Origin of the sequence: Pseudomonas sp. RIT-PI-AD, assembly GCF_025642785.1 — a bacterium.
In the GTDB taxonomy this organism is placed as follows: Bacteria; Pseudomonadota; Gammaproteobacteria; order Pseudomonadales; family Pseudomonadaceae; genus Pseudomonas_T.
Genome location: NZ_JANZKU010000017.1, coordinates 19,852 through 35,438 on the forward strand (window position 1 = coordinate 19,852; position 15,587 = coordinate 35,438).

Consider the following 15,587-nt stretch of genomic DNA (forward strand, 5'->3'; position numbering starts at 1 on the left):
GGTTTCCTCAGGCATCGCGTAGGTGTTTTTCTTTTCGTTCCTGGCGCTCCTTGGCCTCCACGCACAGCGTGGCGGTCGGACGCAGCAACAGGCGTCCGAGGCCGATCGGCTCGCCGGTTTCCGCGCACCAGCCGTATTCGCCGCGGGCCAGGCGGTCCAGGGCTGCATCGATCTTGCCGAGCAGTTTCTTTTCCCGTTCGAGCAGGCGCAGTTGCCACTGGCGTTGCTCCTCGGCACTGCCGACGTCCAGGGGATCGCTGTTGATCTCCGGCTCGCGCAGGGCGTCGAGCCGCGCGCCGGTGCGCGCCCGCAACGCCTGCTTCTGGGTTTCCAGCACCTGCCGGAAGAACGCCCGCTGGGCGTCGTTCATGTAGGCGTCGGCGGGTTGTCGGAGAAGTTCTTCTTCGCTCATCGGGGTCTCGGTCGGAGGCAGGGCGCGGCGTTGGGCGGGGCGCGATCGGCCTCGAGGCGCGCCCGCGGCCACGGCGGTCAGGGTTTCGGCGCGAACCCGGCGAAACGCTTGTTGAACCCGGCGATGCGGCCCTCGACCTTGGTCTGGCGCTGCTGGCCGGTGTAGACCGGATGCGAGGCGCTGGACACGTCGAGGGCGACGTAGGGATAGGTCTGGCCGTCGGTGTGGCAATGGCTGCGGCTGGTTTCCACGGTCGAGCCGATCAGGAAGAACACATCGGCCGAAGTGTCGTGGAACAGCACGGGGCGGTAGTCGGGGTGGATCCCAGGTTTCATGGGGCGCTCCTGTTGGCGGTGGATGGAGAGCAGCGTCTCGATGATCGAGGTGCTGCGGAGGTTGCTTAACAATACGTTATAAAGTAACAATTTAAAAGCATTCGACAGACCTTCCTTTTCCACTGCTTGCGCCTGCCGCCCTTGCGTCGCCAGGCCCGTTCGAGGACCCCCATGCGCCGTTCCCGCTCCGTTTCCACGTTCCGCCTATTCGGGCGAGTCTCGCCCCTGGCCGCCGCCCTGGCGTCGTCGTTCGCCTTCGCCGAGGGCGCCACCTCCCTTTCGCCGGTGGTGGTCACCGCCAATCCGCTGGGCGAGCGTTCGCTGGCGGCGCCCACCACCCTGCTCGAAGGCGACGACCTCAGCCTGCGCCAGGCCAGCAGCCTGGGCGAAACCCTGAATGGCTTGCCGGGCGTTTCCTCCAGCTATTTCGGGCCCCTGGCCAGCCGGCCGATCATCCGCGGGCTGGATGGCGATCGCATCCGCCTGTTGCGCAATGGCGTGGGCGCCCTGGACGCCTCGTCGCTGTCCAACGACCACGCGGTTCCCCAGGACCCCAACAGCGTCGAGCGGATCGAAGTGGTACGCGGCCCCGCGGCGCTGCTCTATGGCGGAAGCGCCATCGGTGGGGTGGTGAACAGCTTCGACAATCGCATCCCCACGGAGGCCATCGAGGGCCTCCAGGGCGCCGGCGAATTACGCTACGGCGGCGCCGACACCACCCGTAGCGCCGCGGGCAAGCTGGAGGCCGGCGACGGCCGTTTCGCCCTGCACCTGGATGCCGATACCCGCCAGTTCAATGACCTGCGCATTCCCGGTTACGCCCACTCCAGCAGCCAACGGGCGCTGGAGGGCGACGAGGGCGGAAGCAAGCACCGCCTGGCGAACAGCGATGGCCGCGCCGACGGCGGCGCGGTCGGCGGCGCCTACACCTGGGCCGACGGCTACCTGGGCCTGTCCTACAGCGGTTACGACTCGAACTACGGTTCGCCCGCCGAGGACTCCGTGCGTATCGCCATGCAGCAGGATCACTACGCCTTTGCCTCGGAAGTGCGCAACCTGCAAGGTCCCTTCAGCTCGGTGAAGGTCGACGCCGGGTATACCGAGTACGAACACAAGGAGATCGACGCCGGCGAGGTCGGCACCACCTTCATCAACGAAGGCTATGAAGCGCGCATCGAGGCCCGGCACCAGCCGCTCGGGCCGTTGGAAGGGGTCGTCGGCGCGCAACTGAGCCAGTCGCGCTTCTCCGCGCTGGGCGAAGAGGCCTTCGTCCCGCACACCGAGACGGACAGCGGCGCGCTGTTCGTCCTCGAGAACTGGGCCTGGAGCGAGCGTCTGGACCTCAGCTTCGGCGGGCGCCTGGAACGTACCCGACTGGACCCGGACGCGAAGGGCAACGCGCGCTTCGCCGAGACCGCGCGCGCCCAGCGCTTCACCGCCGGAAGCCTGTCGACCGGGGCGGTGTACAGGCTGACGCCGATCTGGTCGCTGGCCGGCACGCTCAGCTATACCGAGCGTGCACCGACCTATTACGAGGTCTACGCCAACGGCGCGCACGAGGCCACCGGCACCTACGAGCGCGGCGATACCGACGCGAGCAAGGAGAGGGCCGTCTCCAGCGACCTGACGTTGCGCTTCGACAACGGCACGCACCGGGGCAGCCTGGGGGTGTTCTACAGCGACTTCGCCAACTACATCGGCCTGATCGGCACGGGGCGCTACTTGGACGACGAGGGCGACGAGGTCGCGCCCGGCGCCGACGATGCGCTGCCCGAATACCGCTACGGCGGCGTCAAGGCGCAGTTCTATGGCATCGAGGCCCAGGATCGCTGGCGCCTGGGCCAGGGCCCCTTGGGGCGTTTCGACCTGGAACTGGCCGGCGACTACACCCGCGCGAAGAACAAGGACAGCGGGGAAGCGCTGCCGCGCATTGCGCCCCTGCGCCTGAACACCGCGCTGCTCTGGGAGTACCAGGCCTGGCAGGCGCGCGCGGAGGTCGAACATGCCGCCGCGCAGCGCCGGGTGCCGGAGAACGAGACCGGCACCGACGGCTACACCACGCTCGGCGCGAGTCTCGGCTATCGCTTCGGGGTCGGCGAGAGCCGCTGGCTGGCGTTCGTCAAGGGCGACAACCTGACCAACCAGACGATCCGCTACGCCAGTTCGATCCTGCGGGATGTCGCCCCGGCGCCGGGGCGCAGCATCGAAGCGGGGATCAAGGTCGCCTTCTGACGCGGAGCCGGTTCCGGCGGGCGGCGGCCAGCTTCCATCCCCGCGAAGCGCCCTTTGCCGGCCTTGTGGCGGCGGGCCGGCCTCTCTGGCATGAGGCGCCGCCCGACGTCGGAAGCGACCTGCCGGCGCCGTTATCTGTGGCGCAGCGCCTGGGCCATGGCCTGATCGACATGCCGTCGCCACGCCCGGTCCCGCCAGTCGTCCCGCGCGCTCGGGCCAAGGGCGTTCTGCACCGCTCCCTGGCATTGCCGGAAGCCGTCGTCCCAGCCTTGGGCATAGACCGGCTGGGCGAGGTAGCGTGGGACGTCCTTGGTCAGCCTTTCCAGGCCCGAGGCCGCCTGCCTGCCGCTGCTGCAACCGGCCTCGAAGCCCTCGACGAAGGGCGCGGGATAGCCCTCGGCGAGCATCCGTTCACGGGTGCCCTGGCAACCGCCGAGCAACATGGCCGCGAGGCCGCAGGCCAGGGCCGCGCATCGCCGTGCATGGCGGCGACGGGCCGTTTCAGGTGCGGCTGCCATGGGGATTCTCCAGTGCCTCGCCCAGCCAGGCCTTCACCCTGCACAGCGCCCAGCGACGGGTGCTGCACGCGCCGCTGTCGAGGGCCGCGCGCAGCCTGCCCACGTCGACCTGCCGCAGGTAGCGCTCGGTGTTCCCCAGTCGGTCCTCGCCGCCGAAACCGGCCTGGTGCATTTCCGCCAGCGCCTGCGCTTTGCTCCAGCCCTGATAGAGGATGCGATACATCGCGGCGATCAGGCCCGTGCGGTCCTGCCCGTGCTTGCAGTGGATCAACACCGGACCATTCGCCTGGGCTTCCCGGATGCTGCGCAGCACTTGGATCACATCGGCATCGTCGATGTGGCGGGTGCGCAACGGCAGGTGGACCTGGCGAATCCGCGGGTCCCGCAGCCAGTCCGCGTCGCTGGCCTGGTGCAGGTTGATCAGGGTCACCACCCCCAATGCCTCGAGCAGTGGCTGGGCCGCGCCATCCGGGAGGGCGCTGCGATAGAGGCCGGGCTGCATCCGGTACAGGTTCAAGCGTTTGTCGATGAGTTGCGCCCACTCGACCGGGCGGGTCTTGCCGCGCGGAAAGGGCGCCGCGTGCACCGCGCTCCAGGCGAGCCCGGCGGGCAGGCCAACGGACGCCAGCAGGATCAACCCGAGGAGGCAGGCGCGGTGTAACAGGCCTGGACCTTTCATTGGCTCTGTCTCCCGAACGGCAGGGGTTCGCTGCGCGGCGGACGTTCCGGCGCGGGCCGCCGATAGAGCATGCCCCGGTAGCAAAGCAGGCAGAGCGTCCAGTCGATCAGCAGGGTCCAGAGATTGTGGGAGAGGAAGTGCGCGCCCTGCATCATGCGCCCGAGGGAGAACAGGCTGCCGGTGGCCAGCGCCACCGCCAGGGCGACCCGTGCGGCGCGGGGCTGGCGGTCGCGCAGGACGAAAAACAGCGCCAGCAGGGAGAAGCCCGCCGACGCGTGGCCGCCGGGCCAGCAGCGGCCGGGGTTGTCGCTCGGCGCGCGTGGGGCGAGCAACGGCGTGAAGGTTTCCGTCCCGCCGAATTCGCTCAGGCTCCAGGGGCAATGCATGGCGGTCAAGGTCTTGAGGGGCGCGACGACGCTGGTCGACAGCCCCAGCGCCAGCACCAGATAACCCAGCCGAGGCCGCCAGGGGCGGAAGCGGGCGGTCACCAGGCTGAGCAGGAAGCCGCCGATGGCCAATACACCCAGCAGGATCGACGCCTGCTTGGCACGGTCGTGGAGGATGTCTTCCAGCCAGAAGCTGCGGCGGCCGATGAACCCCTGGCCGGGTTCGTAGAACAGGTGCGCCAGGGCGAAATCCAGGCCTGTCGGGTCGAGCACCAACAACAGCGCCATCAGCGCCAGCGGGATGCCCAGGCCGAGGCGGAAGTCGAAAGGGCGCGAGAAGTGTGGCGAGGGTGCGCGGAGCGTCATGGCAGGACTCCAGTAAGGACACCGCCGCGCGGTGCCCGTGAGGATTTCAGGATCATTGCGCGCTGGGCGGGCGCTGCGGCCACGCGATCAAGCCTTCCTGGAAGGCGTGGCTGGCGCCTTCGTAGTAGGCGATGTCGCGACGTACCAGGCTGTCGCGGTCGCCGACCTTGGATTCGTGGCTCAGGCCCAGCGCATCCTCGTGGCGACGCATGGCCCGGCGTGGGCTGAGGATCGCCAGGTCGTGCCCGTCGAACAGCCCCAGGTGCTGGTAGTTGCCGATCAGTGCGCGTCCCGGCCTGCCCTCGTCGCGCAGCAGGTCGCGGCCGAAGAAGGTCGAGACATAGTTCATGTTCAGCAGGCCGAGGAGGGTCGGGGCGAGGTCGATCTGGCTGGCGACCCGGTCGACCTCGCGCGCCGCGACGACGCCCGGCGCGTAGATGAACAGCGGGATGTGGTAGTTCGCCACCGGCAGGTCTTCCTTGCCGGCACTGCCCGCCGTGTGGTCGGCGACGAACACGAACAACGTGTTGGCGAACCAGGGCTTCTTGCGCGCCTGGGCGAGGAATTGGCCGATGGCGTAGTCGGTGTACTTCACCGCGCCTTCGCGCCCCCTGCCGGAAGGAATGTCGATGCGCCCCGAGGGGTAGGTATAGGGGCGGTGGTTGGAGGTGGTCATCAGTTGCAGGAAGAAGGCTTTGCCCGCCGCATGGTCGGCGTCGGCCACCTTCAGGGTCTGCGCGTAGATGTCCTCGTCGGACATGCCCCAGGCGTTCTGGAACGCCATCTCCGCTTCGCTCACGCTGCTCTGGTCGACGATGCGGTAGCCGTTGCCGCCGAAGAAGGCGTTCATGTTGTCGAAATAGCCGCGCCCGCCGTAGATGAACACGCTGTCGTAGCCTTGGGCGTCGAACTGCTGGCCGAGGCTGGCATAACCGCTTTCCCGCCCGATGCGCTTGACGATGGAGCGTCCGGGCGTCGGCGGCATGGACAGGGTGATCGCCTCCAGCCCGCGGTCGGTGCGCGTGCCGGTGGCGTAGAACTGGGTGAAGGCCAGGCTGTGCTTGCGCAGTTCGTCCAGGTTCGGGGTGAGGCCCTGGGTATCGCCGAAGCTGCCGAGGTACTTGGCGCTCAGGCTTTCCAGGGTAACCAGCACCACGTTCATACGCCGTGGTGCGCCCGGGTGGTCGATGGCCCGACGGATATCCAGCGGGTCCTGGCCGAGGAAGCGGGCATTGGATTCGCTGACCTCGTCGCGCAGCAGGCCGGCGATCTCCGGCTGCGGCAGGGTGGCGTAGAACTGCTGGTAATCCAGTTCGTTGTTGCGGAAAGCGGCGAAGAACTGAAAGGGCCCGTTGCTGGCCAGTTCGCGCTGGAAGGCATTGCCGCCCAGGCCGCGGGGCGCGCCCTGGTCGACCAGCGCGGCGTCCAGCCCGGCCAGGAGCAGCAGGGCGGCCAGGCTTCCCGCCGCCTGGGCCCGGGACAACCGCGGGGCGTCGAGCGCCGCCTGGATCGGCCCGCGCAGCGCGACGGTCGTGCCGATCGCGACGATCGCCAGCACGGCCAGCAGCGGGTAGATCGGATAGGACTCGAGAATGTTATCGACCACCTCCTTGGAGTACACCAGGTAGTCCACGGCGATGAAATTGAAGCGTACGCCGAACTCGTCCCAGAACAGCCACTCCGCGACCGCGGTGAACAGCATCGCGAACAGGCTGAGACCCACCAACCCGAGCAGCAGGCGCTGGTGCCCGCGTCGCTTCCAGAGCGCGGCCGGGCACAGCGCCAGGTAAAGCGCCAGGGGGAGGCTGGCGTAAAGCAGGAAGCCCAGGTCGTAGACCAGGCCGACCCCATAGAGCCGGAGAAGCTGCGGCAGGCCGAGGTCGGCGTCCGCGAAATGGCTGGCCAGCAGCAGGCTGCGGGTGAGGAAGAACACCAGCAGCCAGGCGAGCAGGATGATAGACAGATAGCGGAGTTGCGCGTAGCGGAGCCGAGGCATCGTATGATCCTTGCAGGATGAACGTGCCGCAGTCTGGCCTTGCCCCTGTGAGGCGCTCGTCAAGCCGAAGTGAAAAATCCGTCAAATACCGGAGAACTCCAGACGATGCGTATCCTGGTCATAGAGGACAACCGCGACATCCTCGCCAACGTGCTCGATTACTTGCAGCTCAAGGGCTACGGCGTGGATTGCGCGCAGGACGGCCTGAGCGGCCTGCACCTGGCCAGCACCGCGCATTACGACCTGGTGGTACTGGACATCATGCTTCCCGGCATCGATGGCTATCAGGTGTGCCGGCGCCTGCGCGAGGAAGGGCGCAACGAAGTGCCGATCCTCATGCTCACCGCCCGCGATGCGCTCGACGACCGCTTGCAGGGGTTGCGGGCGGGGGCGGACGACTACCTGGTCAAGCCCTTCGCCCTGTCCGAGCTGGTGGCGCGCATCGAGGCGATCCTGCGGCGCACCCAGGGCGGACGTACGCGCCGGTTGCAGGTGGCGGATCTGCTCTACGACCTGGACACGCTGCACGTCAGCCGCGCCGGCCAACCCCTCAAGCTGAATCCTTTGGGCCTGAGGCTGTTGGCGGTGCTGATGCAGAAGAGCCCGGCGGTGGTGCGCCGCGAGGCGCTGGAAGAGGCGCTCTGGGGCGACGACTGCCCGGACAGCGACGCCCTGCGCAGCCATATCCACCAACTGCGCCAGGTCATCGATAAGCCGTTCGACAAACCCCTGCTGCACACCCTGCACGGCATGGGCTATCGGCTCGCGGAGCAGACCGATGGCCTCTAAGCAACCTTTCGCCCGGCGCCTGCTGATCGCCTTCGTGCTGATGACGGTGCTGGTCAGCGGCCTGTTTTCCCTGAGCATCGTGGCGGTGGTGCATTTCATCGAGGAGCATTTGGTTTCCGAGGAACTGAACCGCGAGCTGAACGAGGTGCTTCACGAGGACCTCAAGCACGGCCGTCCGCCGCGCCTGGACTCGAAGACGCGATTCTTCGCCTCCGCCCTGGAGGGCTACAGCATCCCCAAGCAGTTCTCCGGACAGCCGGAGGGATTCGCCGAGGTGGTCGATCACGACGAGGCGTTCTACGTGTATACCCGCCGCATCAACGGGCACACCTACCTGCTGGTGCAGGAGCAGCGCGACTTCGAGGCCCGCGAGCAGGCGCTGTTCAACGTGGTGCTCGCGGGTTTCCTGCTGACCGTGGTCGGCTCCTGGGCGCTGGGCTTGTTCATGGCGCGCAAGGTGATGGCGCCGATCAGTCGCCTGGCCCAGCAGGTACGCCATCGCGATCAGTTGCACAGCCTGGCGCCACCGCTGGCGCCGGAGTACCCCGACGATGAAATCGGCCAGTTGGCGGCGGCGTTCGACAGCACGCTCGGCCAGGTGCGGCAGGCCCTGGAGCGCGAGCGGCTGTTCACCAGCGACGTCAGCCATGAGCTGCGCACGCCGCTGATGGTCATCGCCACCTCCTGCGAGTTGCTCGAGGAATCGCCCCTGGACCTCCGCCAACGCGAGCAGATCGAGCGGATCGACCGGGCCAGCGGCGAGATGCGCGAGCTGGTGCAGACCTTCCTGCACCTGGCGAGGAACCAGGACGACCAGGTCGCCGCCGGCAGCAGCCTGGCCGGCGTGGCGGCCGAGCAGGTGACCCGCTGGGGCCCCATGCTGGCGGAGAAGGGGCTGGACTTCCAATGGGTGGAGGAGGGCCGCGACGAGGGCCTCTACAACCCGACTTTCCTCGGCGCGGTGATGGCCAACCTGCTGCGCAACGCGCTGCACTACACCGAGCAGGGCCAGGTGCGCCTGGTGCTCGAGTCGGGCGGGTTTCGCGTGGAGGACAGCGGCGCCGGCATTCCCGAGGAACAGCACGAGCAGATCTTCCTTCCCTTCGTGCGCGGCTTCGAGGCCCGTGGCGAGGGACTGGGCCTGGGCCTTTCGCTGGTCAAGCGAATCTGCGCCAAGCAGGGTTGGACGATTGGCGTGCAGAATCTCGCCCAGGGCGGAACCTGTTTCAAGGTGTCTCTGGCGGGGGGCAGATAACGTTTTTTTCACATCCCCTTGACGGTCTCTTGAGGTTCGCCGCCCTAGGGTGGCGCACGTACTTCATCAGGACGTTCGTCATGACCAAGCCCGACACCCTCGAACTCGATTTCTCCCGCAAGTACGATTTCGCCCACTCCCAGCAGTACCTGCGCAAGCACCGGGAGGGGCTGGCACGGCGCCTGTCCCATTGGCGCGACCTCCAGGTGGCGCGCCAGGCGCTGCGGCTGGCCGGCCAGCCGGACCTGGTGCTGGACCTGCCCTGCGGCGCCGGACGTTTCTGGCCGCTGCTGGCGGAACGAGCCGACCGGGTGATCCTCGCCGCCGACAATTCCGCGGACATGCTCGCCACCGCGCGCGCCGCGCAGGCGGCCGAGGTGGTGGCGCGGGTCAGCAGCTTCCAGACCTCGGCCTTCGCCATCGACCTGGGCGCCAACGCGGTGGACTGCATCTTCTGCATCCGCTTGCTGCATCACGTCGAAGCGGCGGAGCATCGCCTGGCGATCCTGCGTGAGTTCCACCGGGTCAGCCGCGATACGGTCATCCTGTCGCTCTGGGTGGACGGCAACTACAAGGCCTGGAAACGCAGGCGCCTCGAGCGCCATCGGGCCCTGGAGGGGCGGGCGACGCAGAACCGCAACCGCTTCGTGGTGGCCCGGCGGGTGATCGAGCGCGAATTCGCCGAGGCCGGCTTCCGGATCGTCGGCCACCGCGATTTCCTGCCCGGCTACGCCATGTGGCGCACCTACGTGCTGCGCAAGCCGAATTGAAGCCAGGCATTGGGTCGCGTCGGCGCCTAGGCGCAACGGCGCGATCCGCCGGGCGAGCGGGGCGGTCACCCGAGCGATGCAACGCCGCGCCCCCGGCGGGGTCCAACCGTCGCTGCACCTTAACCCGCCCCGCACCTCTGGGCCTCAGGGAGGTTGTTCGCGGTATCCCTCGCAGTTCGGCAAGCCCGCTGGCATGGCTTGCGCTGCCCTAGGATCGTGGCGCCCTCTCGGTTTCCGGAGATCCATGACGATGAAAATCCATTACCCCCTTGCCCTGGTCGCCCTGCTCGCGGGCGGCGCCGATAGCCTGGCCGCCGAAGCGGGCCAGGATCTGGTGCCCGGGTTGTTCCCGCGAACGCCCTTTCAGTTCACCGCCCACGGCGAGTTCGTCGCCGGCAGCATGAGCAACGAGGTGACCTTAGAGGTGCCCAGTGGCAAGCGCCTGGTGATCGAAACGGTCACCACCAAGGTGGAAGTCCCCGCCGACCACCAGGTCACCTCGGTGACGGTGCGGACCGACGTCGGCGGTGTCACCGCCTGGCACGAGATACCCGTGTCCAAGGGGGCGACCTTCACCTCGGCTTTCAAAAACAAGCTGAATTTGTACGGGGGGGCCGAGCAGGTCCGCCTCTACGCCGACCCCGGCAGTACGGTGTCGATCATGGCGCACCGGGACGTCGACGTTTGCCCGCCGTTGTGCGGCAGTAGCATGGTGTACATCTCGGGTTACCTGATCTCCGAATACAGCCCCAGCCTGGCGCCTTGATCGCCGCGTCCGCCCGCTCTTGTCAGGCGGACGGACGGGACGGGCCCTCCTGAGTTCGGTCGAGCGAGCGCGGCAGGGCTCCACTCCTTTTTCCGCTCGACCTCGACGGCGCCCTTCGAGGCTGCAAGTCCCTTCCAACGAAAAGCGGCCGGAAGGCCGCGTCCCGCCCGCCGGGGCTCAGTGGCCGCCGGCGGACTCGCTGCTCTTGGCGAAGAAGGGGGGCTTGGCCAGCCAGATGATCAGCACCAGCGCGGCGAACAGCCAGCCCATCAGGGTGAACTGGTCCACCGTCGCCAGCATGTAGGCCTGGTGCTCCACCACCCGGTCGATCTGCGCCGCGCTGGCTTGCGAGGCGCCGCCGAGGTGGTCCAGGTAGCGTTGCGTCGCCGGGCTGTAGGCGGTCACGTGCTCGCTGAGCTGGGCGTGGTGGAAGATCTCCCGGCGGTGCCAGATCCAGGTGGTCAGGGACGAGGCGAAGCTGCCGCCGAGCACTCGGAGGAAGGTCGCCAGGCCGGAGCCGTCGGCGATTTCCTGGGGCTTGAGGCTGGACAGCAAAATGCTGGTGGTGGGCATGAAGAACAGCGCGATACCCAGGCCCATGAACGCCTGCACCGCGGCGATGTGCAGGTAGTCCACGTCGGTGCTGAATTGCGCGCGCATGTAGCAGGACGCGCCGATCACCAGGAAGGAGCCGGCGGCCAGCAGGCGCAGATCGGTCTTGTGGGCGAAGCGCCCGACCAGCGGCGAAAGGAACACCGGCAGGATGCCGATCGGCGCCGCCGCCAGCCCGGCCCATACCGGCGTGTAGCCCATCTGCGTCTGCAACCACTGCGGCAGGATCAGGTTGATGCCGAAGAACCCGGCATAGCCCAGCACCAGCGACAGGGTGCCGACGCTGAAGTTGCGGTAGCGGAACAACCGCAGGTTGATGATCGGGTGTTCGTCGGTGAGCTCCCAGATCACCAGGGCCACCAGGGCGATCACCGACACGGCGGTGGCGCCGAGGATGAAGTTGGATTCGAACCAGTCGAGGTCGTTGCCTTTGTCCAGCACCACTTGCAGCAGGCCGACGCCGAGCACCAGCAGGGCCAGCCCGACGTAGTCGATGGGCTTGTGGACGATGGCTTCCGGACGCTTGCGCAACTGCGTCCACACCACCAGCGCGGCGAAGATGCCGATCGGTACGTTGATGAAGAAAATCCACGGCCAGCTGTAGTTGTCGGTCAGCCAGCCGCCCGAGATCGGCCCGATGATCGGCGCCACCACCGTCACCATCGCCAGCAGCGCCAGGGCCATGCCGCGCTTGGCGGCGGGAAAGATCGCCAGCAGGAGCGTCTGCGCCATGGGGTAGAGCGGTCCGGCGACGAACCCCTGCAGCGCACGGAACACCACCAGTTCCGGCATCGAGCGGGCGATGCCGCAGAGGAACGAGGTGATCACGAACAGGATCACCGAGGCGAGGAACAGTTTCACTTCGCCGAAGCGCCGCGCCATCCAGCCGGTCAGGGGCAGGGCGATGGCGTTGCACACGGCGAACGACGTGACCACCCAGGTGCCTTGTTCGGAGCTCACCCCGAGGTTGCCGGAAATGGTCGGCAACGCCACGTTGGCGATGGTGGTGTCGAGCACCTGCATGAAGGTCGCCAGGGAGATGCCGACCACGGCGAGCGCCATGTTCGCCGGGCGGAAGGTGTTTTCGCTCATGACTGCTCCGCTCAGCGCCTGGCCATGCCGGCGTCCCGGCCAGCCGGGGCGTTGCTCCGGATGATCCGCTCGATCAGCGCGTCGGCCTCGGCCAGTTGGCGTTCGTAGACGTCGGTGGCGAAGCGTGGCTGGCTCAGGGGTTTCTGCGCGAGCAACTCGCCGTCCTGGTCGTGCAAGTCGACGGTAACGTCGGTGGACAGGCCGATGCGCAGCGGATGTTCTTTTAGGTTGTCCGGCTCCAGGCGGATGCGCACCGGCAGGCGCTGGACGATCTTGATCCAGTTGCCGCTGGCGTTCTGCGCCGGCAGCAGGGAGAACGCCGTGCCGGTGCCGACGCCGAGGCTCTCGACGCGGCCGCGATAGCGCACGTCGTCGCCATAGAGGTCGGTGTGCACCTCCACCGGCTGGCCGATGCGCATGTCGCGCAGCTGGGTTTCCTTGAAGTTGGCGTCAACCCAGATCTGCTCCAGGGGCACCACCGCCATCAGTGGGGTACCCGGCTGCACGCGGCTGCCGACCTGCACCGAGCGCTGCGCGACATAGCCACTGACCGGCGCGATCAGACTGCTGCGCGCCTGGTTCAGGTAGGCCTGGCGCATCTGCGCGGCGGCGGCCTTGACGTCTGGATGGGAGGCCACCTCGGTTTCGTCCACCAGCGCCGAGTTGGTATCCAGTTGCTGCTGCGCGGAAGTCAGGGCGCTCTGCGCGGAAGTCAGGGCGTCGCGGGAGTGGGACAGTTCCTCCTGGGAAATCGCCCCACCCTGGGCGAGCTTCTGCCGGCGCGCGTAGTCCGAGCGGGCACGCTCCACCTCGACCCGGCGCGAGGCGACTTGGGCCTTGTAGGAGTCCACGTTGCTGTACAGCCCGCGCACCTGGCGCACGGTCTTCGCCAGGTTGGCCTCGGCGCTCTGCAACGCCACTTCGCTGTCACTCGGGTCGAAGCGCACCAGTTCCTGGCCCTGCTGGACGAAATCGCCGTCGTCGGCGGCGATGCTCACCACGGTACCGGTCACCTGCGGGGTGATCTGCACCAGGTTGCCGTTGATGTAGGCATCGTCGGTGTTTTCGTGGAAGCGGCCGTAGAGCACGTGATAGAGGTACACGCCGAGGCCGGCGAGCAGGACCACCACGACCAGACCGATCAGCAGCAGCTTGCGTTTGCGCGGGTTGCCCTTGGGCGCGTCCTGGTCGGCGTTGGCGGCCTTGTCGTCGCGGGGCGCCGCGGGCGTCTCGGGTCGTTCCTGGTCCGCGGTGTTGGCGGGGGTATGTGGCGTGGTATCGGCCATGGTCACGTCCTCAATTCGAACTGTTCGCGGCCGCCGCCAGGGGCGGCGGCGTGATGGAAGGTTGGTAGCCGCCGCCGAGCGCCTGCATCAGCAGCATGGCGTTGTCGATGCGTTCGGCCGCCAGGCTGGCCAGTTGGCGGTCGGCTTGCAGCAACTGCTGCTCGACGCTCAGTGCATCGAGGTAGCTGCCGATGCCCTCGCCGTAGCGGCGCATGGCGATCTCGTAGGAGCTGTGGGCGATGTCGCGAGCGCGTTGCTGCTGCTCGATCTGCCGTTCCAGGGCGCGCAAGCGGGTGATGGCATCGGCCACGTCGCCCAGGGCGCCGACCAGTGTCTGGTTGTACTGCGCCACCACCAAGTCGTAGTCGGCATCCGCGCCGGCCAGGTCGGCGCGTCGGCGCCCGCCGTCGAAGATCGGCAAGGACAACGCCGGAGCCAGGTTGAAGTAGCGGCTCGGCGCGGCGAACAGCGCGTCGCCGAGCAACGATTTCACCCCGGCCGCGGCGCTCAGGTTGAGGTTGGGGTAGAACTCGGTCTTGGTCGCGGCGATGTCGCGGGACGCCGCTTCCACCCGCCAGCGCGCCGCCACCAGGTCCGGGCGCCGGCCGATCAACTCGGCCGGCACCTGTTCCGGCAGACTGACCGCGGTCGGTGCGATCAGGCTCGGACGCGGCAGTTCGGCGCCGCGGTCCGGGCCCTGGCCGAGCAGCACGGCGAGGCGGATCTGCGCGCCGCGCACCTGTTGTTGCGCGGCGGTCAGCGCGGCTTCCGAGGCGGCTTCGATGCTCTGGGTCTGTTGCAACTGGAATTCGCTGTCCAGCCCGGCGCCCACCCGGCGCTGGGCCAGGTCGAGCATGTTGCGGGTACGTTCGAGGTCCTGCTCGGCGATGTCCTGGGTGCTGTAGGCCAGACCGAGGTCGTTGTAGCCCCGTGCCACGTCGGCGGCCAGGCTCAGGCGCGCGGCCTGCCGATCCACTTCGGCGGCGCGGGCGCGGCCCAGCGCGGCCTCCCAGGCGTCGCGCTGGCCGCCCCAGAGATCGAAGGTGTAGCTGCCCTGCACGGCGAGGGTGCGCAGGGTGCTGTAGCGTCCGCCGTTGCCCGAGGGGTCGTCGGCCCGCGCCAGTCGCGAACGGCTGATTTCGGCGACGGTGCCGATTTCCGGCATGCGCGCGGCGTCCGCGGCCAGTGCCGCGGCGTCCGCCTGGCGTGCGCGGGCGGCCGCCACCTGCATGTCCGGATTGCTCGTCAGCGCCTCGCGGATCAGGCCGTCCAGGCGGGCGTCGCCCAGGTCGTTCCACCAGTCGGCGCGTGGCCAGGCGGCCGCCGACAGCGGGCCGTCGAAGGTGCGCTCGCCGTGCAGGCTGGCGGCGTCCAGGGGCTTGCCCTGCGGGTCCAGGCCATGGGAGGAAACGCAGCCGGCCAGGACCAGGGCGATGCTGAGCGCTATGAGAGGAACTCGATGATTCATGTTCGGAGCTCTCCGGGGGTGTCCGGTGCCGAGGGGGTGAGCAGCTTGCCCAGCAGGCGCTGGAGCTCGTCGAACTCGGCGGGTTCGAGCGGGCCGGTCAATTCGTTCATCGCGTCGGCGGCGATGCGGTTGATGTGTTTGCTGAAAGCCCGGCCCTGCTCGGTCAGATGCAGGCGTACCTGGCGACGATCCGCCGAGCTGCGCTCGCGTTCGATCAGGCCCTTGCATTCCAGGCGGTCGAGCATGCGGGTCATCGCGCCGCTGTCGAGGGACAGCGGACGGCATAGCGTGGCGGGCGTGTCGAGGTTGTCGCGGGCGAGCAACAGCAGGACCTTGAACTGCGCGACCGTGACGTCGTGGGGCGCCAGGTGCTTGTCCAGCAGGCTGTCCTTGCGCTGGTTGACCAGGTGGAGCAGGTGGCCCAGGGAGTAATGCACGGGAAAGGTCTCTCGATCGAAATGTGCCAATGCAGTATCTGCCTAGTCAGATAGAGGCGCTCATTCTACTGCCTAGGCAGATAAAGCAAAGGTCAGTTTCGACAACAATCCGTTCCGGCCAACGCTATCTGTGCCCTCAGCGAGACAGTGAGGCGGGCGTGCGGCGGCTGCCGAGATTTCCTCTCGCG

15 protein-coding genes are annotated in these 15,587 nt (G+C 68.0%); 5 read left to right on the forward strand and 10 right to left on the reverse strand.

Annotation, left to right across the window (positions count from 1 at the left end; translation table 11 throughout):
* Positions 1-7: 7 nt before the first annotated feature.
* A complete protein-coding gene (gene dksA, locus OGL92_RS15115) occupies positions 8-412 on the reverse strand; it encodes an RNA polymerase-binding protein DksA (protein ID WP_263144870.1) in 405 nt (134 codons plus the stop codon).
* 77 nt (positions 413-489) lie between these two features.
* Positions 490-747 (reverse strand): type B 50S ribosomal protein L31, encoded by a 258-nt coding sequence (locus OGL92_RS15120; RefSeq protein ID WP_263144873.1) that lies wholly within the window; start codon positions 745-747, stop codon positions 490-492.
* 171 nt (positions 748-918) lie between these two features.
* Between OGL92_RS15120 and OGL92_RS15125 the strand changes: the two genes are divergently transcribed.
* Positions 919-2,979, forward strand: coding sequence for a TonB-dependent receptor (locus OGL92_RS15125; protein ID WP_263144874.1), 2,061 nt, complete (start codon positions 919-921; stop codon positions 2,977-2,979).
* 131 nt (positions 2,980-3,110) lie between these two features.
* On the opposite strand, the gene OGL92_RS15130 is transcribed toward OGL92_RS15125, so the two are convergent.
* Genes OGL92_RS15130 through OGL92_RS15145 form a run of 4 tightly spaced genes read right to left on the reverse strand, consistent with a single transcriptional unit; the run spans position 3,111 to position 6,924 of the window.
* On the reverse strand, positions 3,111-3,497 hold the full coding sequence (locus tag OGL92_RS15130; RefSeq protein ID WP_263144877.1) for a hypothetical protein: 387 nt from the start codon (positions 3,495-3,497) through the stop codon (positions 3,111-3,113).
* Positions 3,481-4,176 carry a tyrosine-protein phosphatase gene (locus OGL92_RS15135; protein ID WP_263144879.1) on the reverse strand — a complete coding sequence of 232 codons (696 nt, stop codon included), beginning with the start codon at positions 4,174-4,176 and terminating at the stop codon, positions 3,481-3,483. Before OGL92_RS15135 ends, OGL92_RS15130 begins: the two co-directional genes overlap by 17 nt.
* Positions 4,173-4,928, reverse strand: a complete 756-nt coding sequence (locus OGL92_RS15140) for a phosphatase PAP2 family protein (RefSeq protein ID WP_263144880.1) — start codon at positions 4,926-4,928, stop codon at positions 4,173-4,175. The genes OGL92_RS15135 and OGL92_RS15140 overlap by 4 nt, the downstream gene beginning before the upstream one ends.
* A gap of 52 nt (positions 4,929-4,980) precedes the next feature.
* On the reverse strand, positions 4,981-6,924 hold the full coding sequence (locus tag OGL92_RS15145; protein ID WP_263144882.1) for an LTA synthase family protein: 1,944 nt from the start codon (positions 6,922-6,924) through the stop codon (positions 4,981-4,983).
* Between the two features lie 105 nt (positions 6,925-7,029).
* Between OGL92_RS15145 and OGL92_RS15150 the strand changes: the two genes are divergently transcribed.
* The 4 genes from OGL92_RS15150 (at position 7,030) to OGL92_RS15165 (ending at position 10,504) form a co-directional block, all read left to right on the forward strand.
* Positions 7,030-7,713, forward strand: coding sequence for a response regulator transcription factor (locus tag OGL92_RS15150; protein ID WP_263144884.1), 684 nt, complete (start codon positions 7,030-7,032; stop codon positions 7,711-7,713).
* Entirely contained in the window at positions 7,703-8,968 is a 1,266-nt protein-coding gene (locus tag OGL92_RS15155) for a HAMP domain-containing sensor histidine kinase (RefSeq protein WP_263144887.1), read from the forward strand. Before OGL92_RS15150 ends, OGL92_RS15155 begins: the two co-directional genes overlap by 11 nt.
* 80 nt (positions 8,969-9,048) lie before the next feature.
* Positions 9,049-9,738: a class I SAM-dependent methyltransferase gene (locus OGL92_RS15160; RefSeq protein ID WP_263144890.1), complete on the forward strand. Its 690-nt coding sequence runs from the start codon at positions 9,049-9,051 to the stop codon at positions 9,736-9,738.
* Positions 9,739-9,982: 244 nt separating this feature from the next.
* A complete protein-coding gene (locus tag OGL92_RS15165) occupies positions 9,983-10,504 on the forward strand; it encodes a hypothetical protein (RefSeq protein ID WP_263144891.1) in 522 nt (173 codons plus the stop codon).
* A gap of 177 nt (positions 10,505-10,681) precedes the next feature.
* Here the strand turns inward: OGL92_RS15165 and OGL92_RS15170 are convergent, their stop codons facing one another.
* The 4 genes from OGL92_RS15170 to OGL92_RS15185 are packed head-to-tail and all read right to left on the reverse strand — an operon-like array spanning position 10,682 to position 15,399.
* Entirely contained in the window at positions 10,682-12,208 is a 1,527-nt protein-coding gene (locus OGL92_RS15170) for a DHA2 family efflux MFS transporter permease subunit (RefSeq protein WP_263144893.1), read from the reverse strand.
* A gap of 11 nt (positions 12,209-12,219) precedes the next feature.
* Positions 12,220-13,494 carry an HlyD family efflux transporter periplasmic adaptor subunit gene (locus tag OGL92_RS15175; protein WP_263144894.1) on the reverse strand — a complete coding sequence of 425 codons (1,275 nt, stop codon included), beginning with the start codon at positions 13,492-13,494 and terminating at the stop codon, positions 12,220-12,222.
* A 10-nt stretch (positions 13,495-13,504) separates the two neighbouring features.
* Positions 13,505-14,962 (reverse strand): efflux transporter outer membrane subunit, encoded by a 1,458-nt coding sequence (locus tag OGL92_RS15180; RefSeq protein ID WP_263144896.1) that lies wholly within the window; start codon positions 14,960-14,962, stop codon positions 13,505-13,507.
* Complete coding sequence (locus OGL92_RS15185; RefSeq protein ID WP_263144898.1) at positions 14,959-15,399, reverse strand: MarR family transcriptional regulator; 441 nt, start codon at positions 15,397-15,399, stop codon at positions 14,959-14,961. The genes OGL92_RS15180 and OGL92_RS15185 overlap by 4 nt, the downstream gene beginning before the upstream one ends.
* Positions 15,400-15,587 lie beyond the last annotated feature (188 nt).